Origin of the sequence: Amycolatopsis alkalitolerans (genome assembly GCF_006152065.1) — a bacterium.
In the GTDB taxonomy this organism is placed as follows: domain Bacteria; phylum Actinomycetota; class Actinomycetes; order Mycobacteriales; family Pseudonocardiaceae; genus Amycolatopsis_E; species Amycolatopsis_E alkalitolerans.
On record NZ_VDFW01000002.1, the window covers coordinates 84,126 to 108,695 of the forward strand.

Here is a 24,570-nt window from a genome sequence, read left to right on the forward strand (position 1 = left end):
CTGTGCCGAACCTCAGTCCGCGATCCAGCTGCCGTGGAAGCCTTCCGGCACCCGGGCGGGCAGCTTGACCGAGGCGACCTCGCGCATGTCCGTGGCGTCGAGGACGACGAGGTCGCTGCCGTCACGCGAGCGGTCGTACGCGTAGGTGATCAGCCAGTTCGGTGGGGCGAACACGGCTTCGCCCGGCGTTCGGCCCGGGCCGAACTCATGCGCCCGCGAGCCGCCGGCATGCAGGTCGTACCGGATGAGCGCGTCGTGGGTGGTCACCTGGCCGTAGCGGGCGTCGAGCCCCGCCAGCCGGTCGTCGATGCGCGGGAACTCGCACCCCCGGTCGTCGAGCTGCTCCTCGCGGACCGTCCCGGTGCGCAGGTCGATGGTCCACCGCCACAGCGTCGAGGGCGAGTCCTCGTGGCCGTCCCACCACAGGTGCTCGTACCGCACGACGTGCAGCACGATCGCGTCCCCGGCCTCGTGCCCGTTGAGCGTGTGGAAGACGTAGCACGGGTCGATCGACAACCACCGCACGTCACCGAACGGGTCTTCCCGCGACAGCACCCCGATCCGCGCCCCGTTGCTCGCGTCCCAGTGGAACGGCATGCCGGGGCCGGGGGCGAACACGACCGGAAGGTCGAGGAACACCACGTGCCGGCGGGTGAGCGTGAAGTCGTGCACCATCGTCGGCCCCGGCACGGTGACCGGCCGGGAGACTTCGAGGTCGCCCGCCGCGCTCGCCCGGTGGTAGGTCACGTACGGCTCTCTCACGTCGTAGCCGAAGAAGTGCAGCTCGCCGGTTTCCGGGCAGATCTTGGGATGCGCCGTCATCGACGTCCGCAGCTTGCCGTCGAAGTCATACGGCCCAACGGTTTCCAGTTCGTGCGTCACCTCGTACGGCAGCGAGGACTCGACGAGCGCCAGGGTCCTGCCCGCGTGGTTGACCACATGCGTGTTGGCGAGAGACGCGGTGAGGTCCCGCGTCCCGTCCTCGTTGCGCACCCGCACCGACGGGTCCTCGAAACTGCGCGTGCGCACCCAGCGGTTGCGGTACCAGGCGGCGCGCCCGTGCTCCAGCCGGACCCCGTGGATCATGCCGTCGCCGGTGAACCAGTGCTGCGATTCATCCCGCGGATTCGGGCCGTTGCGCAGGTACCAGCCGGTCAGTTCGGGCGGGATCGCCCGGTGACGGGCAGGTCGAACGCGGTCAGCTCATCGTGGACGGGTGCGTAGTTTCCCGTCAGGTGGAACGAAGTGGTGGTCATGACAGGCCCTTCAGCCCCGTGGCTTTCTCGACCGCAGCGTGGCACGCGTGACCGAGCGGCGTGACGAGTTGCGCAGACTAGAAGAGCAGATCGACTGGGGCGACGACGCGCTGTCGGTGTACGGCGGACTCGCCCTCGAATGGGGGCTCCGGTTCACCGAGATGCACCGTGCGTGGGCCGAATGGGCACTGACCCAGTTGCCTGAGAAATAGCCCCGCCACGCTCGTGTTCGCTCGCAGAAGCCCGTTTCCGCCGTGGCTGCCGCCGGATTGGTCACGAACGACGCAGTAGGGTCGGGGCATGCAGGACCGCCTCTACTTCCGCCAGCTGCTGTCCGGCCGTGACTTCGCGGCCGGCGATCCGGTCGCCACGCAGATGCTCAATTTCGCTTATCTGATCGGTGATCGCGAGACGCGGGAGGCGGTGGTCGTCGACCCGGCGTACGCCGTCGGTGACCTGCTGGACGTGCTCGCGGCCGACGACATGCGCCTCGCCGGGGTGCTCGCGACGCACCACCACCCCGATCACGTCGGCGGCAGCATGATGGGCTTCACCCTGGCCGGGCTCGCGGAACTGCTCGCGCGCGAGCCGGTGCCGGTGCACGTCAACCGGGACGAGGCCGAATGGGTGCGGCGCGTGACCGGCCTGTCCGCCACCGACCTGACCGCGCACGACCACGACGACGTCGTGCGTGTCGGCGAGATCCCGATCCGGCTGCTGCACACCCCCGGGCACACCCCGGGCAGCCAGTGCTTCCTGCTCGACGACCGGCTCGTCGCGGGGGACACGCTGTTCCTGGAAGGGTGCGGCCGCACCGACTTCCCCGGCGGGGACGCGGAAGCGATGTACCACAGCCTGCGCGCGCTCGCCGAACTCCCCGGCGACCCGGTGGTCTACCCGGGGCACCAGTACTCGCCCGCCCCCTCGGCGGCGCTGTCGACCGTACGCCGCACGAACTTCGTCTACCGCCCGAAATCCCTCGACGAATGGAAGACCCTCTTCGCCTAACCCGCCCGCGAGTCCGGCTCTCACCGCCCGCGAGTCGGAATTCGCCGCGCGCGAGTTCGGCTTTCAGCCCGTCCGCCCGGCTACAGCCAGTCCTCCGCGACCTTCGCGGCCAGCCGCTCCAGGAGGGGGGCCGTCTCGGTCATGCACCGGTCCACATCGGACTCGATCTCGGTCAGCCCGTACCCCGCGGCGAACCCGTGCCGCTTCAGGGTTTCCTGCGTCAGCGCGATCCGCCCGGCCACCGCGATCACCGGGATTCCCGCCACCCGCGCGGCGATCCCGGCCGGCCCCTTGCCGTGCAAGGTCTGCTCGTCGAACGACCCCTCGCCGGTGATCACCAGATCCGCGCCGGGCAGCATCCGCGCGAATCCCGTCATCTCGAGCACGACGTCGATCCCGGGCCGGAACGTTGCGCCCAGGATCGACAGCGCCGCGAACCCGGTGCCGCCCGCGGCACCCGCACCCGGCGCGTCCGCCATCCCGGTCCCGGCTATCTCCGCGAAATGCGCGAGCGCCCGGTCCAGCAGCACGACGTCCTCCGGTGTGGCGCCCTTCTGCGGTCCGTACACCGCCGCCGCACCGTGCTCGCCCAGCAGTGGATTGTCCACGTCGCTCGCGACCACGATCTCCGCCTTCCGCAGCGCGCTGAGATCGATACTCGCCAGATCGAGCAAAGCCTTGCCGCCCAAGGGAATCTCAGCGCCGTTCGCGTCCAGCAACCGGGCGCCGAGCCCGCGCAGGAGCCCGGCCCCGCCGTCCGTGCTGGCGCTGCCGCCGAGCCCCAGCACGATCTTGGTGCACCCGTCGTCGAGCGCCCGCGTGACGAGCTCGCCGACACCGAGCGTGTTCGCCGTCAACGGCGCGAGCTCCGCCATCATGCTCAGCCCGGACACGGCCGCCAGTTCGACGATCGCCGTGCCGTCCTTGCGTGCGTACCCCGTCCGCACCCGTTCGCCGGTGGGCCCGGTCGCCTCGGCCAGCACGTACTCGAACCCCGCCGCGACCGCTGCCGCGACCGTCCCGTCCCCGCCGTCCGCGATGGGGCACTCCAGCGTCTGGACCTCGGGACGTACCCGCCGCAGGCCCGCCGCGATCGCATCCGCGACCTCGGTGGCGGGCAGGCTTCCCTTGAACTTGTCCGGGGCGATCACGACTCTGGGCATGCCGGGAAGACTAGCCGCCGCTAGACCTGCGCTCCGTTGCTCGGGTCGGCGCCGTCGGGCGGGCCCTGCTTGACCCGGAGCAGCAGCAGCGCGAGCGCGGTGGCCAGCGACAGGATGCCCAGGGGCGTGCCCAGCGACTGGGTGATCCCGATCAGGCCGGGCGCGATCAGCAGGAACAAGCCCACCAGGAAGAACAGCAGTACGATGAACGCGCCTTTACCGGGCCGGGGTAGCGGGGGCGGCTCCGGCGGGACGTAGTGCTCGTCCTCCGCCGGATCTTCGCCGAAGACGGTGTCCTCCCAGGTCGTGCCCCCGCCACGCCACGACGGGTCGGCCGGTTCGGGCTCGGGGGGAGGCGCGGGCTCGGGCGGGATCCTGTCGGCCCTGGGCTCGGCCGGTTCGTCCACGAACTCCCCGACGCCCTCCGCACGCAGGTCGGCGACGATCGCCGCGAAGGTCGCGTCCACGTCCTCGGGGTCGGTGCCGTGCGAGCTCATCGGGATCCCACCTGCTCCTGTGCGAACTCCACGCTGCGCTCGAAGATCAGCGGAGCGTCACGGTCGAGCGTAGCCACGTGGAAGCTGTTCTCGAGCACCACCTCTGCGACGTTCTCGCTCCGCACGCCTTCGAGCACGATCCGCGCGTTGACCGGTTCCACCACATGATCCACCCGCGAGTGGAACAGCAACAGCGGTTGCGTCACCTTCGGCAGGTCGGCGCGCACGAGCCGCCACAACTGCGCGAGGCTCGCCGCCGCGCGGACCGGGGTGCGCGGGTACGCCAGCTCCGTCACGCCGGGCTTGGCGATGTCGCTCGCGATCCCGGCGACCGACGGCAGCACCCGCGACAGCACGGGCAGGAGCTTCGCGTCCCACCGCAGCGTGGTCACCGAGGGATTGACCAGCACGAGACCCGCGACCTGCTCGCCGAAGTCCTGCGCCAGCCGCAGCGCGAGCGTGCCGCCCATGGACAGCCCGAACACGAACACCGATTCACAGTGCTCACGGAGCGCGAGCAGCTCCCCGCGCACGCAGCCGTACCAGTCCGGCCAGCTCGTACGGTTGAGCTCGGGCCAGGACGTGCCGTGGCCGGGCAGGAGCGGGCAGCGGACGGTGTACTCGCGCTCGGCCAGGTACTCGGCCCACGGCCGCATGCTCTGCGGCGTGCTGGTGAAGCCGTGGCAGAGCAGCACCCCGGCCTCGACCGATCCGGTGTGCGAGAACGGTTCCGCACCGGCGAGCACGGGCATGTCCATCCGCCCTTCTCCGTGATCCGACCCACCCCATCGTCGCACGCTGACCGGGCTGAGGACATGCCCGGCGCACCTGTGAGATCGCGCCCAAAGGCGGGGCCCGCATTGTGCTCGGCCGGTCACGGTTCGTACCCTGCAGGGGCAGGCTGGTCGGGCAGGTGTTGAGGGGCAGGTCTTCGTGCTGTACCGGTTGCTCAAATGGGTGCTGCTCGGCCCGTTGCTGCGGACGCTGTGGCCGACCAAGGTCTCCGGCACCGAGCACATCCCGGCCACCGGCGGTGCCATCCTCGCCAGCAACCACCTCGCGGTCGCCGACTCGTTCTTCATGCCGCTGCGCGTGCGCCGGCGGGTCACGTTCCCCGCCAAGTCCGAGTACTTCACCGAAAAGGGTTTCAAGGGCCGGCTGAAGAAGTGGTTCTTCACCGGGGTCGGCCAGATCCCCATCGACCGCTCCGGCGGGAGCGCGGCGCAGGCGGCGCTGGACACCGCGATCCGGCTGCTGCGCGAAGGCAACCTGCTGGGCATCTACCCCGAAGGCACCCGATCGCCCGACGGCAGGCTGCACAAGGGCAAGACCGGGGTCGCGCGGATCGCGCTGGAGGCCAGGGTGCCGGTGATCCCGGTCGCGATGATCGGCACCGAGAAGGTCAACCCGATCGGCTCGAAGATGTGGCGCCCGCGCCGGCTGGAGATCCGCTTCGGCGAGCCGCTGGACTTCTCCCGGTACCAGGGCCTGCAGGGCGACCGGTTCGTGGAGCGCTCGATCACCGACGAGATCATGTATGCCCTGATGGAGCTGTCGGGCCAGGAGTACGTCGACATCTACGCGGCACGGGCGAAGGAGCTGCTCGCGGCCGAGGCCGCCGGCGTGCGCGCCGCGGTTCCCGTACAGGCCGGCGCGGTCGACCGGATACCGGAGACCAAGGCCGGTTAGCCTAGGGTTCTGCGGTGCGATTCTTCTACGACACCGAGTTCATCGAGGACGGCGTGACGATCGACCTGGTGTCGATCGGTGTCGTGGACGAGCGGGGCCGGGAGTTCTACGCCGTTTCGACTGATTTCGATCCGGGTAAGGCCGGCCCGTGGGTGCGCGAGAACGTGCTGCCGAAGCTGCCCGCACCCGCCGATCAGGCCTGGCGCAGCCGCGAGAAGATCCGGGCCGACCTGCTGGAGTTCTTCGGCAAGCCGCCGGGCGGCATCGAGCTGTGGGCCTGGTACGCGGCCTACGACCACGTCGCGCTCGCCCAGCTGTGGGGCCCGATGCCCGCCCTGCCCCGGCAGCTGCCCCGGTTCACCCGCGACCTGCGGCAACGCTGGGAGGACGCGGGCAAACCGAAGCTGCCCGCCCCTCCCACCGACGCCCACGACGCCCTCGCCGACGCGCGCCACAACCTGGAGCGCTGGCGCGTGATCGAGCGCGTCCGCCGCTGAGCATCCGTGGTGCCGTGAGGGGGTCCCTCATGGCACATAAGGGCATGAGGGACCCCCTCACGGCATTCAGCGGTTCGCGACCGCCGCGGCCAGCTCGTCGAGCAGGTCCGCCGTGGACGCCCAGTCCAGGCAGGCGTCGGTGATGGACTGCCCGTAGGTCAGCTCCGAAGCCTTGCCCAGCACGAGGTCCTGCCGCCCGGCCTCGAGGAAGCTTTCGAGCATCACGCCGACGATGCCGCGTTCACCGTCGCCGATGCGCCCGGCCACCTCCCGTACCACCTCGGCCTGCCGCACGTGGTCCTTGCCGCTGTTGCCGTGCGACGCGTCGATGATCACGCGTTCCGGCAGGCCGCTCTTGGCCAGCCGTGCGAGCGTGTCGCGTACGGTCTCCGCGTCGTAGTTCGGCCCACCGGTGTGACCGCGCAGGATGACGTGGCAGTCGGGGTTGCCCGACGTGGTGATCAGCGCGGCCAGCCCGTCGGTGTTGATCCCGGGGAACACGTGGCTCGCCGCCGCGGCACGCGCCGCGTCGACCGCGACCTGCACGTCGCCCTCGGTCGAGTTCTTGATCCCGACCGGCATCGACAGCGCGCTGCACAGCTGCCGGTGCACCTGGCTCGCCGCGGTCCGCGCACCGATCGAGCCCCAGCTCACGGTGTCGGCGATGAACTGCGGGGTGATCGGGTCGAGGAACTCGCACCCGACCGGCAGCCCGAGCCGGGAGATGTCGAGCAGCAGCTTGCGCGCCATCCGCAGGCCCTGGTTCACCGCGTAACTGCCGTCCAGCGCCGGGTCGTTGATCAGCCCTTTCCAGCCCAGGGTCGTGCGCGGCTTTTCGAAGTACACCCGCATGATCACGTGCAGCCGGTCGCGCAGCGTTTCGGCCTTCTCGGCCAGCCGGATCGCGTAGTCGACGGCGGCCTCCGGATCGTGCACCGAGCACGGGCCGACGACGACGAGCAGCCGTTCGCCGGTGCCGTTCAGGATGTCGGCGGTCGCGGCGCGCCCGGCCGCGACGGTCTTCGCCACGGCCGTGTCCATCGGGTGTTCCTGCCGCAGCAGGGCGGGGGAGATCAGCGGGCTGATGCCCACGGTGCGCTGGTTGTCCAGCGACTCCAGGGGTTCCGCGGGGCCTGCGGGGATCTGCATGGCGGTCCTTTCGTGACCGGCCCGCCGTACCCGCCGAGCCGGTCTTTCATCCGGCTCGGGTGGAAGGTTCAGCGCGCGGCGATCTCGCCGGCTGGCCCACCCAGGGCCGGCCCGCTAAACCAGAAATACCGCTGCACGGGCGTGACCCTATCAAAGGCGACGGGCGCTTAACCGATCAAGGCCCGGCGCCGCTACGCTGGCGGTCGAGAACTGTGACGAGACCGACTTTTCGAAAGGGCTGGTTCCCATGCGAGTGGGGGTGCTGACCGGTGGCGGCGACTGCCCCGGGCTGAACGCGGTGATCCGGGCCGTGGTCCGCAAGGGGATCGAGATCATGGGCTGGGAGGTCGTCGGCTTCCGCAACGGCTGGCGCGGCCCGATGACCGGCGAGAGCCGGCCTCTCGGCCTCAGCGACGTCGAGGAGATCCTGACCAGGGGCGGCACGATCCTCGGCTCTTCGCGCACCAACCCGTACAAGGAGGACGGCGGCGTCGACAAGATCAAGGCGACGCTGGCCGACCAGCGGATCGACGCGCTGATCGCGATCGGCGGCGAGGACACGCTCGGCGTGGCGAAGAAGCTGACCGATGAGGGCATCGGTGTCGTCGGCGTGCCGAAGACGATCGACAACGACCTCGCGGCGACCGACTACACGTTCGGTTTCGACACGGCCGTGCACATCGCGACCGAGGCCATCGACCGCCTGCGCACGACGGCCGAATCGCACTACCGCGCGATCGTCGTCGAGGTGATGGGCCGGCACGCGGGCTGGATAGCGCTGCACTCGGGTCTGGCCGGCGGGGCGAACGTGATCCTGGTGCCGGAGAACCCGTTCTCCATCGACCAGGTCGTCGAGTGGGTCGAGCGGCGCTTCGAGCGCATGTACGCGCCGATCATCGTGGTCGCGGAGGGTGCGCTGCCCGAGGGCGGCGCAGAGATGCTGACCAGCGGCGAGAAGGACGCGTTCGGGCACGTCCGGCTCGGCGGCGTCGGCACCTGGCTGGCCGACGAGATCGCCGCGCGTACCGGCAAGGAGTCGCGCGCGGTGGTGCTCGGGCACGTCCAGCGCGGTGGCACGCCGACGGCGTACGACCGCGTGCTCGCGACCCGGTTCGGCCTGCACGCCGTCGACGCGGTCAAGGACGGCGACTTCGGCACGATGGTCGCCCTGCGCGGCACGGACATCGTGCGCGTCAAGCTCGCCGAGGCGACGGCCGAACTGAAGACCGTGCCCCCGGAGCGCTACGAAGAGGCCGAGGTCTTCTTCGGCTGAGGTTCCCACGGGGGCATCGGCCAGTCCCATTTCGGCATCGGCTCGTCCGTGCTCGGTTCCGCGCCAGGACGCGAGAACAGCACGGCGAGCCGGCTGCCCCATTCCACGTACCCGGCGAAGGCCGCGCGGAACTCCGGGTCGGCCGGAAGGCCGACCTCGTCGGCGGCGTCCATCAGCAGCGAAACCCACCGGCGGCGCTGCTCTTCGGTGATACCGCGGCCGAGGTGCCGGGAGATCATGTGCGCGTGCCCGCCGCGTTCGGTGCTGTAGTGAGCGGGTCCGCCGAACACCTCCCCGAGCCAGTCCGCGACATGCCGCGGGTGCCCGGGGTCCATGCCGCGGAACACCGGTTCGAGCAGGTCGTCGGCGAGCACCTTGCCGTAGAACACTTCGAAGAGCTTGACGAGCGCCGGCCGGCCACCGGCCCACTCGTACAGGCTGGGTGTCATGAGCCAAGGCAACACCGGCTGCAGGCGGTGGGCAAGTACGCACCTTCCGGTGCGTGGTGAAGGAGGACCGGTGGCGCGGCGCTACTACTGCCCGGTCGAGCTGACGCTGGACGTCGTGGGCGGCCGGTGGAAAGCGGTGATCCTGGCGCATCTGAAGGAAGGCGTGCACCGCTACGGCGAGCTGCGCCGCCGGATGCCGGGCATCAGCGAGAAGATGCTGACCCAGCAACTGCGCGAGCTGGAGTCGGACGGCCTGGTGGAGCGCGAGGCCTTCGACGAGCGGCCGCCGCGCGTGGAGTACCGCCTCACCCTGGACGGCGGCGCGCTCGGCCCGGCGCTGCAGGCCCTGTACGAGTGGGGTGAACGCCGGGCGGCCGCGGAGGGGATCGCGTTCGCGCCGCTGCCTGACGCACCGTGAGCGCGTTGCACCAGTGCCGACGGCGTCGCCGACACGTGGGACGGGGGCGCCCTTCGCGGGAACTTCGGGCAGCTCAAGTGGTTCAAGGTGATGTATCCCGGCCTGAAGGTCATCTACTCGGCAGCGAGGTGGTGACCGCGGCGATCACCGCCGACGGCACCTCCGGCGGCAAGATCGACGCGGCCGACTACGGCGGCGCGGCGCAGTACGCCGACTGGTACAACGAAGTACGAGGCGGGTATCGAGGACTACAAGATCCTCAAGACCCGCTGCCCGGCGAACGGCACCGTCGCGGGCACGGCGTACAGGTTCTGCGGTGGCGAATGGTGGAGCTACGACACCCTCAGCGCGATCGCGGGGTGACGGCGACGCGCCTCGGCCACCTTGTCGGTGACGCTGGCTATCGTCAGACCCGTGACGTTCGCCGGATTCGGGGAGCACGCCATCGAGTTCTACGACGGGCTGCTCGCCGACAATTCGAAGCCCTACTGGGAAGACCACCTGAAGATCTACCGCGAGCACGTCCGCGGCCCGATGGAGGCGCTGCTCGCCGAGCTGACGCCCGAGTTCGGCCCGGACTTCGGCGAGGGCAAGGTCTTCCGCCCGCATCGCGACGTCCGGTTCGCCAAGGACAAGAGCCCGTACAAGACCCATTGCGGTGCCGTGATCGAGCAGGGTCGCGGCGGGGGCGCCTACTACGTCGAGGTGTCCTCCGCCGGGTTGCGGGTCGGCGGTGGTTGCTTCCATCTGCAGTCCGACCAGCTGGCCCGGTTCCGGCAGGCGGTCGACACCGACCTCCACGGCGGCGTGCTCGAGCGAATTCTCGCCAAACTCCGCAAGGCCGGCTGGCAGATCCTCGGCGACACCTTGCGCACGAAACCACGCGGGTTCGCCGAGGATCACCCCCGGCTCGAACTGCTCAAACACCGCTCGCTGTACGCGGTCCGCAGCTGGGAACCCGACGACACGCTGCACGAACGCCGTTGCCTGGACCGCGTGCGGAAGGCGTGGCGGCAGGTGCGTGACTTCAACGAGTGGGCCCGGGATCACGTGGGGGTAAGCGAGCAGCCGCGTCGCTGACTCGATCTCGGGATCGGTAAAGACGAAACGGCCGCAAGGGGCTACGCTGTTCAAACGTGAGCCGACGCGCGAAGATCGTTTGTACGCTTGGTCCCGCCACCGCGACAGCGGAGAAGGTGCGGGCCCTCGTCGATGCCGGGATGGACGTCGCGAGGATGAACTTCAGCCACGGCAGCCACGGTGACCACAAGCAGGTCTACAACCTGGTCCGTGACGCCGCCGCGGCGACTGGGCGCGCGGTCGGCATCATGGCCGATCTGCAGGGCCCCAAGATCCGGCTCGGCACGTTCGCCGGCGGGCCCGTCGAGTGGCGCGCGGGCGACATCGTGCGCATCACGGTCGAGGACGTCGCCGGCACGCACGACCGCGTGTCGACCACGTACAAGGGCCTGGCCAAGGACGCCAAGCCCGGGGACAGGCTGCTCGTCGACGACGGGAACATCGGCCTGGTCGTGAAGGGCGTCGAGGGCTCCGACGTGGTCTGCGAGGTCACCGAGGGTGGCCCCGTCAGCAACAACAAGGGTGTCTCGCTGCCGGGGATGGACGTGTCCGTGCCCGCGATGTCGGACAAGGACATCGAGGACCTGGAGTTCGCGCTCGAGCTCGGGGTGGACTTCGTGGCGCTGTCCTTCGTGCGCTCGCCCGCCGACATCGACCTGGTGCACCAGGTGATGGACCGGGTCGGCCGCGGCCGGCTGCCGGTGATCGCCAAGCTCGAGAAGCCCGAGGCGGTCTACAACCTCGAAGCCATCGTGCTGGCCTTCGACGGGGTCATGGTCGCCCGTGGTGACCTGGGCGTCGAGCTGCCGCTGGAGCAGGTGCCGCTGGTGCAGAAACGGGCGATCCAGATCGCGCGCGAGAACGCCAAGCCGGTCATCGTCGCCACCCAGATGCTCGACTCGATGATCAACAATTCTCGCCCGACCCGCGCCGAGGCCTCCGACGTGGCCAACGCGGTGCTCGACGGCACCGACGCGGTGATGCTCTCCGGGGAGACCAGCGTCGGCCGGTACCCGATCGAGACGGTGCGCACGATGGGCCGGATCGTGGAGGCGGTCGAGACCGACTCGCCGACCGTGCCGCCGCTGTCGCACGTGCCGCGGACCAAGCGAGGCGTCATCTCGTACGCGGCGCGGGACATCGGGGAGCGGCTCAACGCCAAGGCGCTCGTCGCGTTCACGCAGTCCGGTGACACAGTGCGCCGGCTCGCGCGGCTGCACACCCGGTTGCCGCTGCTGGCCTTCACGCCCGAGGAAGGGGTGCGCGCGCAGCTCTCGATGACCTGGGGCACGGTCACGCATATCGTCGCGAAGGTCGACTCGACCGACAAGATGATCGAGCAGGTCGATCACGCGATGCTGGAAATGGAGCGATACCAGCCTGGTGATCTGGTGGTCATCGTGGCCGGTTCGCCGCCCGGCACGGTCGGCACCACGAACCTCATCCGCGTGCACCGCCTTGGCGAGGACGACCACGCCTAGAGTGGGCCGATGACAGACCTGGCGAAAGACGCCGCGGCCGAGCTCGACATCACCGGAGGCGCCGGCGGGCAGGCCGTGCTCGACCATCTGGTCGACCTGCTGGATCTGGAGAAGATCGAGGAGAACATCTTCCGCGGCGTCAGCCCCGCGAACTCGCCCGTGCGCGTGTTCGGCGGCCAGGTCGCCGGCCAGGCGCTCGTCGCCGCCGGGCGCACCGTGCCGAGCGAGCGCAAGGTGCACTCTCTGCACGCGTACTTCATCCGCCCGGGTGATCCGAGTATTCCGATCGTCTACGAGGTCGATCGCATCCGGGATGGCCGTTCGTTCACGACCCGGCGGGTGACCGGGGTGCAGCGCGGTAAGGCGATCTTCGCGCTGTCGGCCTCGTTCCAGCGGCCGGAGCCGGGGCTCGAGCACGCCGACGAGATGCCGGACGTGCCCGCCCCCGAGACGCTCCTGACGTTCGCCGAGCGAATGCGGGACTTCCCGGACCTGTCCGGCACCCGCCGCCGGCCGCGCCCGATCGACGTCCGCTACGTCAACGACCCACCATGGGTGACCCGGCAGACCGGGCGGGCCGAGGCGCGAAATCAGGTGTGGATGCGCGCGGACGGCCGCCTTCCCGACGAGGACCTGCTGCACGTCTGCGTGCTGACCTACGCCTCGGACATGACGCTGCTGGACTCGCCGCTCGCGCGGCACGGGATCTACTGGGAGCTGGACGAGGTCAGCGGCGCGAGCCTCGACCACGCGCTGTGGTTCCACCGCCCGTTCCGCGCGGACGAATGGTTCCTCTACGACACGACCTCCCCTTCGGCCTCCGGTGCGCGCAGTCTCGCCACCGGCCGCTTCTTCGCCGCGGACGGCACCCTCATCGCGACCGTGGTGCAGGAGGGGCTCCTGCGCGTGCCCTCCTGATCAGCCCACCGAATGCAGATGCGCGGCGCGGTGCCGGGGCCGCGGGAGGCCGGGCATCGCCGCCTCGACCGTGCCGAGCCGCAACTGGATGGCGAGGTACACGCGGCAGGGCAGGGGGCCGCGGCGCCGGAAGCGGAACCGCGATGTCCGTGGCCAGCACACCGCGCACCGGCCGCGCTCGTCGGGCGCGTGCTCGGCGAGCACGGCCCGCAAGGTCTCCACGAGCAGCGGAATCTCGTGGCGCGCCAGGTCGGCCGCTCTGCCGGTGTCGGCCAGCCCGGCGGTGCGCCGCAGATCGTCCAGGCGCCGGTGTACCGACCGCTGGAGTGGTCCGGTTGGTGAGCAGTCCCTGTGCACGCCGCCTCCCGCGAAACCGCCCGTGTCGGGGCTGGATTGCCGGAAACAGGCGCAGGATGCCACTCTATAACAGCAATATGCAATTTGCAGTCCGCCATCCGGGGAAAAGTAACCCAGTTGGGTAGGTTGTGGGTCGGTCCGCCGAGAGAATTGGCTGGTTAGATGTAGAACGCGTGGACAGGCAACCACAACCGGAGAATGGGCGCGGGCCAACGCGGAGGTGTAACAGTGAAACGGGGTCAGGGTCCCACCATTCGCCGCCGGCGGCTGGCCAGCGAGTTGCGCCGGTTGCGCGAAGCCGCGGATCTGACCATCGACGAGGTCGGCGAAAAGCTGGAATGCTCGGCTTCGAAGGTGAGCCGGATCGAAACGGGACATGTCGGGGTCACTCCGCGTGATGCGCGGGACATGCTTGAACTCTATGGACTTACCGGCGACGAACGGGAAGCGCTCGTTCAGCTCGCTCGTGAAGCCCGCAAACCGGGCTGGTGGCACGCCTACAAGGAGGTCTTCACCGGCACGTTCGTGGGTCTCGAAGCGGATGCCAGCTCACTGCGCGCGTTCCAGGCGCTGCTTGTTCCCGGGCTGCTGCAGACCGAGACCTACGCCCGCGCGGTGATCAGGGCGATGCGGCCGGACTCGGACGAAACGGAGATCGAGCGCCGGGTCGCCGCGCGCACGGCCCGCCAGCGGCTGCTTTCGGATCCGAACCCGCCCGAGTACTGGGCGGTCATCGACGAGGCGGTGCTGCACCGCGTGGTCGGCGGGCCCGAGGTCATGGTGCAGCAGGCGAACCGCCTGCTGGAGCTCGGGCAGTTACCGCATGTGACCATTCAGGTGGTGCCGTTCACGGCCGGCGCGCATCCGGGGATGGAGGGACCGTTTCTGATCCTCGGTTTTCCGGAGCAGGCCGATCAGGACGTCGTGTATGTGGACAGCACATCCGGTGGCTTCTTTCTCGAGCTACCCCCCGATGTGCGCCGCTATTCGCTCATGTTCGATCATCTCCGTGCCGCGGCGCTCAAACCGGATGACTCGCTAGGTCTGGTCGCCGAAGCCGCGGAACGGTATTCGGCCGAATAGAAAGAACACCATCGCGGGACGACTCAAGGAGTGGGGAGCTATGACGAACGGTGAATTTGCCGGGGGCACCTGGCGCAAGAGCAGCTACAGCGGCGGCGGCAACGACTGTGTCGAGGTCGCCCTGCTCGCCGACCGGATCGGTGTCCGCGATTCCAAGAATCCCGGCGCGGGCGCCCTGAGCGTCTCCCCGTCGGGCTGGCGCGGGTTCCTGCGCGTGCTCGACCGGGACTGAGCGTCTCACCCGACCCCTTACACCGCTGAGCAGGGCCGACGCGGGGTAAGGGGTCTTCTGCTGTCCGGCGCCGCCGTGGACGGCGTGATCTGCCGATGCCGGGGCACCTCCCTCAGGACGACTCTGAGGTTCGCAACGAACCACCGGAGCGGAAGAGGGATTCCCGATGCGAAACGACTGGATCTTCGACGCGGTGCAGGCCGAGGTGGCGTACCGGACCGAGGAGCTGCACAAGGCCTGGCCGGCCGGGCGCAAGCGCCGGCGCTGGCGGCTGGGCAGAAGGATCCCGGAGGTGCATGTGCCGCAGCAGCGGCGCCCGAGCCGGGACGAGGCACCCCTTACCCAGGCTCGGGCGCGGTAGCGGGGGACCAGGGGGCCTGCTTACGAACGTAAGCAGTATGCGGCCGAGAGCGAAAACCGTTCCGGGACTGTCGGTGGGGTAGGTAAGAATGCGTCTTGTGCCTCGTTTGGGTTCCGGTATCCCCCTGGTCGCGCGTGTCGACGAAATGCGCCGTCTGCGTGCCGGCTTCACCCGTGCGGAACGTGGTGAAGCCGGCGCCGTCCTGCTGTCGGGGGACGCGGGCGTCGGGAAGACGAGGCTGCTCGCGGAACTCGCGGAGTTCGCGGGCACCCGCGGCGCGCTGGTGCTGACCGGCCGCTGCCTGGACGTGCGCGAGGGCGGCCTCCCGTACCTGCCGTTCGCGGAGGCGCTGGGCCCGCTGGCCACGGCGGACGACGCGGCCATCGCCGACGCGGTGCGGATCCGCCCGGCGCTGGGGCGGTTGCTCCCGCTCGCGCAGCCCGGGCCGGTGGCCAGCGCGGAGCATGCGCCGGTCACCTCCGAGCGCGACGTGCCGTACCGGCCGCCCGTGGAACAGGATCTGGGGCAGCTGCAGCTGTTCGACGGGGTGCTGGGGGTGCTCACCGAGATCGCCGAGCACCGCCCGGTCCTGCTGCTACTGGAGGATCTGCACTGGGCCGACGGGTCGACCCGGAACCTGCTGTCGTTCCTGCTTTCGCGGCTGCGCGCGCAGCGGCTGCTGATCGTGGCGAGCTACCGCGAGGAGGACGTGCACCGGCGGCATCCGCTGCGGGGCCTGCTGGTCGAGCTGGTGCGGCTGCCCGCGGTCGGCCAGATCGAGCTGCACCCGCTGAAGGAGGCCGACGCGCGAGCGTTCGTCGAAGCCCTCGCGGACAGCCCGCTCGCCCCCGAATTAGTCGCCAACGTGGCCGAACGGTCCGAGGGCAACCCGTTCTTCGCCGAGGAACTGCTCGCCTCGTGTGCCGACCACGAGGATCTCCCGGCCGGGCTCGCCGAAGTGCTGCTGGCGCGGCTGGAACGGCTCTCCACCGACGCGCGGCGAGTGCTGCGGGTGATCTCCGTCGCCGGCGAGTCGGTCTCGCACGCGGCGCTCGCGGAGGTGTCCGGGCTCGGGGAGGACGAGCTCGACGAGGCCTTGCGCGAGGCGGTGCAGCACCACGCCCTGGTGGTGGAGAAGGGCGCGTACGCGTTCCGCCACGCGTTGCTGCAGGAGGCGGTGTACGGCGATTTGCTGCCGGGGGAGCGCACCCGGATGCACGCGGCGTACGCGGCCCGGATCCTGCGCACCCCGCAGGGCCGCGGGCACGACGCGAAGCTGGCGTACCACAGCCTGCAGAGCCGGGATCTCACCGCGGCGTTGCCCGCGTTGCTGCGCGCGGCCGACGAGGCGGAGCGGCTGGGCGCGCCTGGTGCGGCGCTGCGGCACGTCGAGCAGGCGCTGGAGATCTGGGACGCGGTCCCGGCCCCGGCGCGCCCGCCCGGAGCCGACGAGCTGCGGTTACTGCATGAGGCTTCGTACTTCGCCGGCACCTCGGGCGAGCCGGAGCGCGCGATCGCGTACGCGCGCTCGGCCGTGCAGGAGCTGACCGCGGAGACGAACGTCGAGCGTGCGACCAAGACGTGGCGGCGGCTCGCTGAGGCACTGATGAACGTCGAGGGTTCGATCGACGAGGCCCACGAGGCGATCGACCGTGCCTGGGAGCTGATCGCCGCGGCCGAACCGAGCAAGACCCGGGCCTGGGTCCTCGCGACCAGGGCGGCGATCCTGCGCGGTATCGATCGTCCGGAGGAGTCGCTGGTCAGCGCGCAGACGGCGGTCGCGGACGCGCGGTCGGCCGGCAGTGCCGGAGCGGAGGCCTCGGCACTGATCACGCTGGGCGCGCTCGCCGACAACGTCGCCGACTTCGCCGAGGCGCGGGACAGGCTGCGCAGTGCCGAGCGCAAGGCCGGCGAGGCGGCGGCGCCGAACGTCGAGCTGCGGGCGTTGTGCTTCCTGGCGCTCAGTTATGACGACCAGGGGGAGATCTCCGCGGCGATCAAGGTGTACGAGCGCGGCATAAAACGGGCTGAGGAGACCGGGCTGACGTGGAGCGCCTACGGGCTCGAGCTGCGCGCCCGGCACCTGTCGCTGCGCTACCAGCGTGGAGACTGGCCCGGCGAGTCCGTCACCGGCACGCCCGCGCGCGGAGTGTCCAGTGTGCTCACGGCGCGGATGACCGCGAGCTGGCTGCCGATCGTGGTGTCGAAGGGCGGGTTCACCGCCGCGGGCAAGCTCCTGGCCGAGCTGCGGCCGCACTGGTGGGCCGAACCGATGACGGCGATGGCGGCCGGGAGCGCGGGTACCGAGTTGGCGTACTGGCAAGGTGATCACGAAACGGCGGTCAAACGGGCCAACGAGGCGATCGACTTCCTCGACGCGCTCGACGCGGAGTACCGGTTGAGCTGGATCCGGATCGGCGCCGCCGCGCTGCCCGCCGCTGCCGCGCAGGCCGCGGCGGCCCGCCTGCGCGGGGACGACGAGGCGGCCAAAGCCGCGGTCGAGGCGGGCAGACAGCTCGTCGAGAGAGTCCGCTTCGGGGCCGAACACGGCAAGCCACGCGCGGGTGTCCTGGGGCCGGAGGGCCGGGCCTGGCTCGCGCGCGCCGAGGCCGCCGCGAGCGGGCTGGAGGGCGCGGCGGATCCGGCGCTGTGGGCGAAGGCGGTCGCGGAGTTCGGCTACGGGCAGGTGTACGAGCAGGCCGTGTGCCGGTGGCAGCACGCGGAGGCGCTGCTCGCCGCGTCGGAGCCGGGGCGCGCGGCCGAAGAGCTGGTCAAGGCGCATGAAACCGCGGAGAAGTTGCGGGCCGCCCCGCTGCGCGACGCGGCGCGTGAGCTGGCGCGCCGGGCGAGGATCGAGCTGCCGGGCGTCGTGGAGGCGGTGCTGCCCCAGCGGGACACGGTGGATCCGCTGACGGAACGCGAGCGGGCGGTGCTGGAGCGGGTCGCGCTGGGCAGGACGAACCGGCAGGTCGGCGAGGAGCTCTACATCAGCGAGAAGACGGTGAGCGTGCACCTGTCCCGCGTGATGGCGAAGCTCGGCGCCACCCGCCGCGCCGAAGCCGTCGCGATCGCCTACGACCGGGGCCTGCTGGTGCGAACCTGATCGACGTGCAGCGGGCGGCGCCGTGGGAGCGAAGCCGCGATCCCGGTGCAAGCCGACCAGGCCGGTGGGAAAACCTACAAGCCGGTTGACCTGTCCTGCGGATCAGCGGATCCGGCGCAGCAGGCGGATGCCCGCTGTCATCCCGCGCGCCCACAGCTTCGGCGGTACCGGGCGCGGCGGCCGCAGCCGCAGCCCGCGCTGCACGGCGATCGACTGCGATTCCGTGTACTTGAGCAGCCCTTCGGCGCCGTTGCGGCGGCCGTAGCCGGACTCCTTCATCCCGCCCATCGGCAGCGCGACCGTGCCGAACGTCGCGGCGTAGCCCTCGTTCACGTTGACGGTGCCTGCCTTGATCCGCGCGGCCACCGCCCAGCCCGCGGCGGTGTCACCGGTCCACACGCTGGCGTTGAGTCCGAACGCCGAGTCGTTCGCTCGCTCGATCGCGTCCTCGACATCCGCGTACCCGTAGATCGAGACCACTGGGCCGAACGTCTCGCCCGCGAAGAGGTCGACGTTCTCCGGCACGTCCGCGAGGATCGTCGGTTCGTAGAACAGCGGGCCGAGATCGGGCCGCGCCCGCCCACCGGTGAGCACGGTGGCGCCCTTCGCGCGCGCGTCCTCGACGTGCGCGGACACCGACGAAAGCTGGTTCGGCGAAGTCAACGAGCCCATGTCCGCCCCGTAGCCGAGATCGCCGCCGAGCCGCAGCGCCTGCGCCCTGGCGACGAACGCGCGCGTGAACTCCTCGCGGATGCGTTCGTGCACGTAGATTCGCTCGACCGAAACGCACAGCTGGCCCGCCGAAGCGAAGCAGGCCGTCACCGCCCCCGCGGCGGCCTTCGCGACGGGCGCGTCCGGCAGCACGATCATCGGGTTCTTCCCGCCCAGTTCGAGCGAATAGCCGGTCAGCCGGCCCGCGACCTTCGCCGCGAGATGCTTCCCGGTCGGGGTGGAACCGGTGAAGCACAGGTAGTCCGCCTCCTCGACGAGCGCGTCGCCGATCACCGACCCGCGGCCGAGCACGATTCGCCACAGGCCCGCGGGGAGCCCGGCTTCTTCGGCCAGTTCGTGCAGCCACAACGCGGACAGCGCGGTCTGGTTGTCCGGTTTCTGGACGACGGCGTTGCCCGCGACGAGAGCGGGAAGCACATCCATCGCGGTCAGCGCGAGGGGATAGTTCCAGGGCGAGATCACGCCGACGACACCCTTCGGATGCCGGAGCTCACCGGCCTTCGTCAGCACGGGCAACGCCCCGGCCACCCGTTTCGCGCCGAGGATGCGGGCACTGTGCTTGCCGTAGTAGCCGGCGACGAGCGCGGTCGAGGCGACCTCGTCGAACGCGTCGAGCCGGGCCTTGCCCGCTTCGAGCTGGATGAGGTCGAGGATCTCGTCCTGGCGGCCGAGGATCAGATCGTGCAGGCGGGTCAGGACCTGCTGGCGCTCGCGCACCGGCCGGGCCGCCCACGAGCGCTGCGCCTGCCGGGCGTCGCCGAACACCTTGCGCACGTCCGCGTCGGTCGCCTGCGGGATGGTCGCGCTCGCGAGCCCGGTAAAGGGGGCGACGATTTCCACGGGCGCCGAGTCCTGGCCCCCGGCCGCGCGGCGCACCAGCTGAGTGGCGCGCGCGGCGGACGGCGCGCCGACGACCCCGCCCACGGTGGTCGGTTTGCTGGCTTCGTGCCCGCTGGTCGCGGCAGTGCTCGTCATGGTCCCTCCGTTGGCGCGGTTACCGACGAGTACACCATACCGCCGGTATGGCAGGTCAACTCCACGTCGGCGGAGACCCCTGCTCCGGCGGTAGCTGATGGATCACCGTCGACGGGAACCCCATCGGCGGCGTGGCATCCGAGGACGGCGACCGCGGCTGGGCCACCGCCAGGGCGCCTGCCACCAGGGCGACCACCGCACCACCCACGACGACCCAGAACCCAGGCCGATCTCGTAGACGGTCCGCGAGACGCCGCTGCCGGCCGCGGGGTTCGAGTAGCTCTGCGCCGCCTGGACCACCATCGCCAGCATGAAGGCGACCGCGACGGGCGACCGCGACGGCGGCCGCTGCGGCCGCGACCAGCGCGATCCGTGCCGCGGCAGGGGATCGGAGCGCCGCCACCGCCGCGCCCAGGAGCGCGGCGGCCGTCACCGCGATCGGGAGCCCGAAGTAGGGCACATGGCCGGCGCTATAGGCGAGTGCCAGATCCCCTTGCGGCGGTGGATCGAAGGTGCGGGTCCAGGAGGTCACCACCATCTGCTGGTCTCGGACGCCGCGCGCGAAATGGGCCGTGACGGTCAGGGGCAGGATGCTGCCGGCGATCAGCAGCCCGGCGGCGACGGCGGCCGGCGCCGCGGTGACCGGGCGGGGAAGGGACCGCGTGTCCATGACGGCACTCCGTCCTCCAGATGTCCCTCCAGCATGGCGCGCCCAGGTGGGGTAGGTAAACGCCGGCCGGTGTCAGAACGCCGCGGCCACGCGCTTCCACTCCTCCAGCAACTTCTTCCGGCGCGCGGGCGAGCCGCCCAGTTCGGCGTCCAGCGCCAGCCCGCGCATGAGGTTCACCGTCAGCCAGAACAGGGTTTCGGCCTGCTCGGCGGGGAGTCCGTCGGCGAGGAAGCGGATCTTCTCCAGCGCGGCGCGGCCCATCGCGCGGTCGACGGGACGGATCGCGGCGCGCAGGGCCGGGTCGGTGCGCGCGGCGATCCACAGTTCGGTCGAGGCCGTGGCCAGCGCGCCCGAGTAGCCCGCCCACAGCATGTCGATCGCGGCCGGGATGGCGTCGGCGCCCCGGGGCAGCTTGCCCAGCGATCCGGCGAGCGCGTCCATCCGCTTGGTGGTCAGATGCCCGACCGCGGCCGCCATCAGTTCGGCCTTGGCCGCGAAATGGTGCTGTGCCGCGCCTTTCGACACCCCGGCGCGCGTGCAGATCTCCTGCATCGAGGTGCGCGCGTACCCGAGTTCGACCAGGCAGTCGATCGTCGCGTCGAGCAGCGCCGTCCTGGTCTGCTCGCGGCGCTGCGCCTGGGTGCGGTGCCCTCGGGGCTCGACCACGGTGCCTCCCGGATGTACATTCTGGTCAGAACTTACCTTCCAGCTGTAATGTATTTCTAGGAGGCCCAGCCGTGCCACTGCCGACACCGAACAGCGCCTGGGGGCGGGAGCTGGCCGACTTCCGTGAGCTGGCAAGGACTTTCTGCCAGAAGGAACTCGCGCCCAATGCCGAGCGGTGGAGCGAGCAGAAGCAGGTCGACCGGGAGCTCTGGCGCAAGGCGGGGGAGGTCGGCCTGCTCGCGATCTCGATCCCCGAGGAGTACGGCGGCGGTGGCGGCACGTTCGCGCACGAAGCCGTCCTCTTCGAGGAGCAGGCGCGCTCGGGCGACAGCGCGTGGGGCGTCGCCGTGCACAACGGGATCGTCGCGCACTACCTGCTGGCCTACGCGAGCGAAGAGAAGAAGCGCGAATGGCTGCCGAAGTTCGCCAGCGGCGAGATGGTGGGCGCCATCGGGATGACCGAACCGGGCACGGGATCCGACCTGCAGGGCATCACCACGCGCGCCGTCCGCGACGGAGACCACTACGTCATCAACGGCGCCAAGACGTTCATCACCAACGGCGGCCTCGCCGACCTCGTCGTGCTCGCCGTCAAGACCGATCCCGACGCCGGCGCGCAAGGGGTGTCGCTGATCGGCGTCCCGGCCGACACCCCCGGCTTCCGCCGTGGGCGGCTGCTGGACAAGATCGGGCTCAAGGGGCAGGACACCGCCGAGCTGTTCTTCGACGACGTGCGCGTGCCCGCGGCCAACCTCCTCGGCGCGCGCGAGGGCGAGGGCTTCATCCAGATGATGCAGCAGCTGCCGCAGGAAAGGCTCATCATCGCCATCGGCGCGATGGCCGGGATGGAGGCGGCGATCGAGCAGACCATCGCCTACACCAAGGAGCGCACCGCGTTCGGGCGCCCGATCTTCGGTTTCCAGAACACCAAGTTCACCCTCGCCGAGGCCGCCACGGAGGCCGCGGTCGCGCGCGCGTTCGTCGATCAGTGCATCGAGCGGCACCTCGCCGGCGAACTCGACGTGCAGGGCGCCGCGATGGCGAAGCTGTGGACGACCGAGCGGGTCAACAAGGTCGTGGACGACTGCCTGCAGCTGTTCGGCGGCTATGGCTACATGACCGAGTACCCGATCGCCCGCGCCTGGACCGACGTCCGTATCCAGCGGATCTTCGGCGGTACCAGCGAGATCATGAAGGAGATCATCTCCCGCACCCTGTAGCGGCGGCTTCGCTCAGTGGACTAAGGTTGCGGGCTCCGCCTCGGCGCCGGACCTGCCGCGGTGATCGGCTACTGCATCGGCGGTGCCTTGGCGATGCGCACCGCGGCCGCCCACCCGGGCCAGGTGGCGGCCGTCGCCGGATTCCACCCCGGCTTCTTGGTCACCGCACCACCAGCCCGACGCAGCTTCGCTGAAGCCACAACCGCTTCTTGCCGCTCGCAAATCCCGTTACACCGGCCGCTCGCGGCATGTCCTGGACGGGGGAGCGACGGCCGGAAGTTACCCTCGGGACGCATACGGAGAGTCAGGAGTGACCGCTGAGCGGGTGAAAGCCTGTCGGAATGCCTGTTCGTTGGGCAGGATGGCGGGGTATCCCGGGCAGCGGCCCGCGAAACGAACGGATGGAGCGCATGTCGGCGAACGCGAAGAAGGTCGCCATCGTCGCGGTGGTCGGGCTCGTCCTGTTCTTCCTGATCACCAAGCCGACCCAGTCGGCCGACGTCGTGCACAACGTCCTCGGCTGGCTGCGCGACGGCGCCGAGGCGATCGTGACCTTCGTGCGCGCCCTGTTCTCCTGACCCCAGACCGAGCCTGCCGGCACCGCGGACCCGCGGTGCCGGCACCTCGTGTACCCGGGGACTAGCGGTAACGGAAAGTCACGAAATCCGGAATTTGGGGCGCTCCATTCCACCATCCGGGTGGATCAACGTGATTAACCCCCTGGTCGTCGAATTCGTCGGCCGAAGGGTCTGGCGCACCGGCATGAATTCCCTCTACGGTGCTCACATTGCGTGACCAGCTGGTTCTGGCGCGCTCGATCGCTCGATCATCACGACTTGTCGTTGGGGCACAAGGAGGCAGGGATGACCGGAGATCCCGGAGTTGATGCGGTTATCCGCCAGTGGGCGGCGGAACGCGAGCAGACGGCCGAGGAGCAGGAGACCGACCGGATCGCCTCCGCGTGGCTCGCCGAAGTACCGCAGCAGCCACCAGGGATTCCCGGCCAGCGCGCCCGGTCCGGAGCCCGCGGCTGGGCCCCGGTCGAATCGGCCGATCCCGACTACCTCGACGCGATGCGCGAGCGGCTCCCGGGAGTACCGCACGATCTGCTGGTCGCCGCCGCCGGCTGGTGGCAGATGATCGGGGACGTGACCGAGGCCGCCAAATGGTGGGACGCCGGGATCAGCCCGCTCGACCAGCGCGCACTCGACTACCGCGCGGCCGGTCTGGCCCCCGCCGACCTGAGCCGCCGGCTCGGCCCGATGACCGTGCTGCAGCACCTGCGCCGCGGCAGCGCGCCCGCGTGGTGCGTCGCCCGGCTCGCCCGCCAGCAGCGCGCCAGCTAGCTCAAGCCGCCGTAACGTCGGGTCGCGTACGGTCGTTGGACCTACAGGCGCCGGCGGGAGGCAGGATTCTTGGGCACGGAGCAGGTCGAGCAGGAAACCGGCGAAGTGCCCGCCGAGCCGGACGGGCCGGGACGCGCCGGGCTCGCGGCGCTCGGCCGGCTCGGCATAGTGGTGGCGGTCCTTGCGGCGGCGGCGGTCGGCGTGCTGGTGACCACCCGGGTCAGCACCCCGGCACCCGGCGAGACGACCACCGACATCCCGGCGCTGTCGGTCAAGGCGGCGGATGTCGCGCCAGGGTCGACGGCCCCCGCCAACGCCACGGTCAGCGGCGCCCCCGTCGTGCACCAGAAGCAGGAGACCGGCCCGGACCTGCTGTCGGTCTGGGCGGGCAAGGTGTCCGACGTGACCGGGATCCCGGCCCGCGCGCTCGTCGCCTACGGCAACGCCGAGCTGGCGCTGCGCGAAGACCAGCCGCGCTGCCGGATCTCGTGGGCCACGCTGGCCGGTATCGGGCGGATCGAGTCGAACCACGGCCAGTACGGCGGAGCGGTGCTGCAGGCCAACGGCTACCCGTCGAAGCCGATCGTGGGCGTGCCGCTCGACGGTTCCGGCGGGGTCAGGGCCATCCCCGACACCGATCACGGGCGCCTCGACGGTGACCCGAACCACGACCGCGCGGTCGGCCCGATGCAGTTCATCCCGTCGACCTGGGCGAAGTGGGGCGGCGGCTACGATCCGCAGCAGATCGACGCCGCCGCGCTCGCCGCGGCGAAGTACCTGTGCGCCGGCGGGCGCGACATGTCGACCCCCGCGGGCTGGTGGCAGGGCGTGCTGTCCTACAACAACTCGGTCGACTACGCGCAGAAGGTGTTCGGGCTCGCCGACTCCTACGCCAGGGCCGCGCAGGTGGTAAAGGTCTCGTGAAGCGCGCCGAGTGCTAGCGTCGA

General features: G+C 70.6%; 28 protein-coding genes and 1 pseudogene. 19 read left to right on the forward strand and 10 right to left on the reverse strand.

Annotation, left to right across the window (positions count from 1 at the left end; all coding sequences use genetic code 11):
* Window positions 1-12 precede the first annotated feature (12 nt).
* Window positions 13-1,170 carry a carotenoid oxygenase family protein gene (locus FG385_RS02425; protein ID WP_407645449.1) on the reverse strand — a complete coding sequence of 386 codons (1,158 nt, stop codon included), beginning with the start codon at window positions 1,168-1,170 and terminating at the stop codon, window positions 13-15.
* Between the two features lie 124 nt (window positions 1,171-1,294).
* Between FG385_RS02425 and FG385_RS02430 the strand changes: the two genes are divergently transcribed.
* Window positions 1,295-1,468: a hypothetical protein gene (locus FG385_RS02430; RefSeq protein ID WP_139094934.1), complete on the forward strand. Its 174-nt coding sequence runs from the start codon at window positions 1,295-1,297 to the stop codon at window positions 1,466-1,468.
* 88 nt (window positions 1,469-1,556) lie between these two features.
* Entirely contained in the window at window positions 1,557-2,264 is a 708-nt protein-coding gene (locus FG385_RS02435; RefSeq protein WP_139094935.1) for an MBL fold metallo-hydrolase, read from the forward strand.
* Between the two features lie 80 nt (window positions 2,265-2,344).
* On the opposite strand, the gene FG385_RS02440 is transcribed toward FG385_RS02435, so the two are convergent.
* From FG385_RS02440 to FG385_RS02450, 3 genes are read right to left on the reverse strand one after another with little or no spacing between them, the layout of a single operon-like run.
* Window positions 2,345-3,427, reverse strand: coding sequence for a glycerate kinase (locus FG385_RS02440; protein ID WP_139094936.1), 1,083 nt, complete (start codon window positions 3,425-3,427; stop codon window positions 2,345-2,347).
* Between the two features lie 20 nt (window positions 3,428-3,447).
* Window positions 3,448-3,924, reverse strand: coding sequence for a hypothetical protein (locus FG385_RS02445; RefSeq protein WP_139094937.1), 477 nt, complete (start codon window positions 3,922-3,924; stop codon window positions 3,448-3,450).
* Window positions 3,921-4,676: an alpha/beta hydrolase gene (locus FG385_RS02450; RefSeq protein ID WP_139095188.1), complete on the reverse strand. Its 756-nt coding sequence runs from the start codon at window positions 4,674-4,676 to the stop codon at window positions 3,921-3,923. The genes FG385_RS02445 and FG385_RS02450 overlap by 4 nt, the downstream gene beginning before the upstream one ends.
* Before the next feature lie 181 nt (window positions 4,677-4,857).
* Between FG385_RS02450 and FG385_RS02455 the strand changes: the two genes are divergently transcribed.
* Together FG385_RS02455 and FG385_RS02460 are read left to right on the forward strand one after the other, a co-directional pair.
* Window positions 4,858-5,613 carry a lysophospholipid acyltransferase family protein gene (locus tag FG385_RS02455; protein WP_139094938.1) on the forward strand — a complete coding sequence of 252 codons (756 nt, stop codon included), beginning with the start codon at window positions 4,858-4,860 and terminating at the stop codon, window positions 5,611-5,613.
* A 14-nt stretch (window positions 5,614-5,627) separates the two neighbouring features.
* Window positions 5,628-6,110, forward strand: coding sequence for a polyadenylate-specific 3'-exoribonuclease AS (locus FG385_RS02460; RefSeq protein WP_139094939.1), 483 nt, complete (start codon window positions 5,628-5,630; stop codon window positions 6,108-6,110).
* Between the two features lie 66 nt (window positions 6,111-6,176).
* On the opposite strand, the gene FG385_RS02465 is transcribed toward FG385_RS02460, so the two are convergent.
* Entirely contained in the window at window positions 6,177-7,259 is a 1,083-nt protein-coding gene (locus tag FG385_RS02465) for a 3-deoxy-7-phosphoheptulonate synthase (RefSeq protein WP_139094940.1), read from the reverse strand.
* 247 nt (window positions 7,260-7,506) lie between these two features.
* Here FG385_RS02465 and FG385_RS02470 point away from each other — a divergent pair, with 247 nt between their 5' ends.
* On the forward strand, window positions 7,507-8,532 hold the full coding sequence (locus tag FG385_RS02470) for a 6-phosphofructokinase (RefSeq protein WP_139094941.1): 1,026 nt from the start codon (window positions 7,507-7,509) through the stop codon (window positions 8,530-8,532).
* Here FG385_RS02470 and FG385_RS02475 read toward each other — a convergent pair.
* Complete coding sequence (locus FG385_RS02475) at window positions 8,502-8,981, reverse strand: group II truncated hemoglobin (protein ID WP_139094942.1); 480 nt, start codon at window positions 8,979-8,981, stop codon at window positions 8,502-8,504. The genes FG385_RS02470 and FG385_RS02475 overlap by 31 nt on opposite strands.
* 70 nt (window positions 8,982-9,051) lie before the next feature.
* On the opposite strand from FG385_RS02475, the gene FG385_RS02480 reads away from it, so the two are divergent.
* The 5 genes and pseudogenes from FG385_RS02480 (at window position 9,052) to FG385_RS02500 (ending at window position 12,878) form a co-directional block, all read left to right on the forward strand.
* Window positions 9,052-9,399: a winged helix-turn-helix transcriptional regulator gene (locus tag FG385_RS02480; RefSeq protein WP_235022340.1), complete on the forward strand. Its 348-nt coding sequence runs from the start codon at window positions 9,052-9,054 to the stop codon at window positions 9,397-9,399.
* A 119-nt stretch (window positions 9,400-9,518) separates the two neighbouring features.
* Window positions 9,519-9,759: pseudogene (locus FG385_RS34650) on the forward strand (hypothetical protein); the annotation flags it as partial.
* Between the two features lie 54 nt (window positions 9,760-9,813).
* Window positions 9,814-10,479 (forward strand): DUF2461 domain-containing protein, encoded by a 666-nt coding sequence (locus FG385_RS02490; protein ID WP_139094944.1) that lies wholly within the window; start codon window positions 9,814-9,816, stop codon window positions 10,477-10,479.
* A gap of 56 nt (window positions 10,480-10,535) precedes the next feature.
* The gene (gene pyk, locus FG385_RS02495) at window positions 10,536-11,960 is read left to right on the forward strand and encodes a pyruvate kinase (protein ID WP_139094945.1); all 1,425 of its coding nucleotides are present in this window, start codon (window positions 10,536-10,538) and stop codon (window positions 11,958-11,960) included.
* Window positions 11,961-11,969: 9 nt separating this feature from the next.
* Window positions 11,970-12,878 (forward strand): acyl-CoA thioesterase, encoded by a 909-nt coding sequence (locus tag FG385_RS02500; RefSeq protein WP_139094946.1) that lies wholly within the window; start codon window positions 11,970-11,972, stop codon window positions 12,876-12,878.
* On the opposite strand, the gene FG385_RS02505 is transcribed toward FG385_RS02500, so the two are convergent.
* A complete protein-coding gene (locus tag FG385_RS02505; protein ID WP_139094947.1) occupies window positions 12,879-13,235 on the reverse strand; it encodes a hypothetical protein in 357 nt (118 codons plus the stop codon).
* Between the two features lie 228 nt (window positions 13,236-13,463).
* Between FG385_RS02505 and FG385_RS02510 the strand changes: the two genes are divergently transcribed.
* From FG385_RS02510 to FG385_RS02525, 4 genes are all read left to right on the forward strand, one after another.
* Window positions 13,464-14,318, forward strand: a complete 855-nt coding sequence (locus FG385_RS02510; RefSeq protein WP_139094948.1) for a helix-turn-helix domain-containing protein — start codon at window positions 13,464-13,466, stop codon at window positions 14,316-14,318.
* A gap of 40 nt (window positions 14,319-14,358) precedes the next feature.
* Window positions 14,359-14,550: a DUF397 domain-containing protein gene (locus tag FG385_RS02515; RefSeq protein ID WP_139094949.1), complete on the forward strand. Its 192-nt coding sequence runs from the start codon at window positions 14,359-14,361 to the stop codon at window positions 14,548-14,550.
* A 166-nt stretch (window positions 14,551-14,716) separates the two neighbouring features.
* Complete coding sequence (locus FG385_RS02520) at window positions 14,717-14,911, forward strand: hypothetical protein (RefSeq protein ID WP_139094950.1); 195 nt, start codon at window positions 14,717-14,719, stop codon at window positions 14,909-14,911.
* An 88-nt stretch (window positions 14,912-14,999) separates the two neighbouring features.
* Window positions 15,000-18,014 (forward strand): helix-turn-helix transcriptional regulator, encoded by a 3,015-nt coding sequence (locus FG385_RS02525; RefSeq protein ID WP_139094951.1) that lies wholly within the window; start codon window positions 15,000-15,002, stop codon window positions 18,012-18,014.
* A gap of 102 nt (window positions 18,015-18,116) precedes the next feature.
* On the opposite strand, the gene FG385_RS02530 is transcribed toward FG385_RS02525, so the two are convergent.
* The 3 genes from FG385_RS02530 to FG385_RS02540 all read right to left on the reverse strand — a co-directional run bounded on the left by FG385_RS02530 (window position 18,117) and on the right by FG385_RS02540 (window position 21,057).
* Complete coding sequence (locus FG385_RS02530) at window positions 18,117-19,721, reverse strand: succinic semialdehyde dehydrogenase (protein WP_139094952.1); 1,605 nt, start codon at window positions 19,719-19,721, stop codon at window positions 18,117-18,119.
* A 55-nt stretch (window positions 19,722-19,776) separates the two neighbouring features.
* On the reverse strand, window positions 19,777-20,391 hold the full coding sequence (locus FG385_RS02535) for a hypothetical protein (protein ID WP_139094953.1): 615 nt from the start codon (window positions 20,389-20,391) through the stop codon (window positions 19,777-19,779).
* A 72-nt stretch (window positions 20,392-20,463) separates the two neighbouring features.
* Complete coding sequence (locus FG385_RS02540) at window positions 20,464-21,057, reverse strand: TetR/AcrR family transcriptional regulator (protein WP_139094954.1); 594 nt, start codon at window positions 21,055-21,057, stop codon at window positions 20,464-20,466.
* 71 nt (window positions 21,058-21,128) lie between these two features.
* Here FG385_RS02540 and FG385_RS02545 point away from each other — a divergent pair, with 71 nt between their 5' ends.
* The 5 genes from FG385_RS02545 (at window position 21,129) to FG385_RS02560 (ending at window position 24,547) form a co-directional block, all read left to right on the forward strand.
* Window positions 21,129-22,277, forward strand: coding sequence for an acyl-CoA dehydrogenase family protein (locus tag FG385_RS02545; RefSeq protein WP_139094955.1), 1,149 nt, complete (start codon window positions 21,129-21,131; stop codon window positions 22,275-22,277).
* 93 nt (window positions 22,278-22,370) lie between these two features.
* Window positions 22,371-22,598, forward strand: coding sequence for a hypothetical protein (locus tag FG385_RS35540; protein WP_407645450.1), 228 nt, complete (start codon window positions 22,371-22,373; stop codon window positions 22,596-22,598).
* Window positions 22,599-22,687: 89 nt separating this feature from the next.
* Complete coding sequence (locus FG385_RS34240; protein WP_200834266.1) at window positions 22,688-22,855, forward strand: hypothetical protein; 168 nt, start codon at window positions 22,688-22,690, stop codon at window positions 22,853-22,855.
* Window positions 22,856-23,140: 285 nt separating this feature from the next.
* Window positions 23,141-23,623 carry a helix-turn-helix transcriptional regulator gene (locus FG385_RS02555; RefSeq protein WP_139094956.1) on the forward strand — a complete coding sequence of 161 codons (483 nt, stop codon included), beginning with the start codon at window positions 23,141-23,143 and terminating at the stop codon, window positions 23,621-23,623.
* A 69-nt stretch (window positions 23,624-23,692) separates the two neighbouring features.
* Window positions 23,693-24,547 (forward strand): lysozyme family protein, encoded by an 855-nt coding sequence (locus tag FG385_RS02560; RefSeq protein WP_139094957.1) that lies wholly within the window; start codon window positions 23,693-23,695, stop codon window positions 24,545-24,547.
* Window positions 24,548-24,570: the final 23 nt, after the last annotated feature.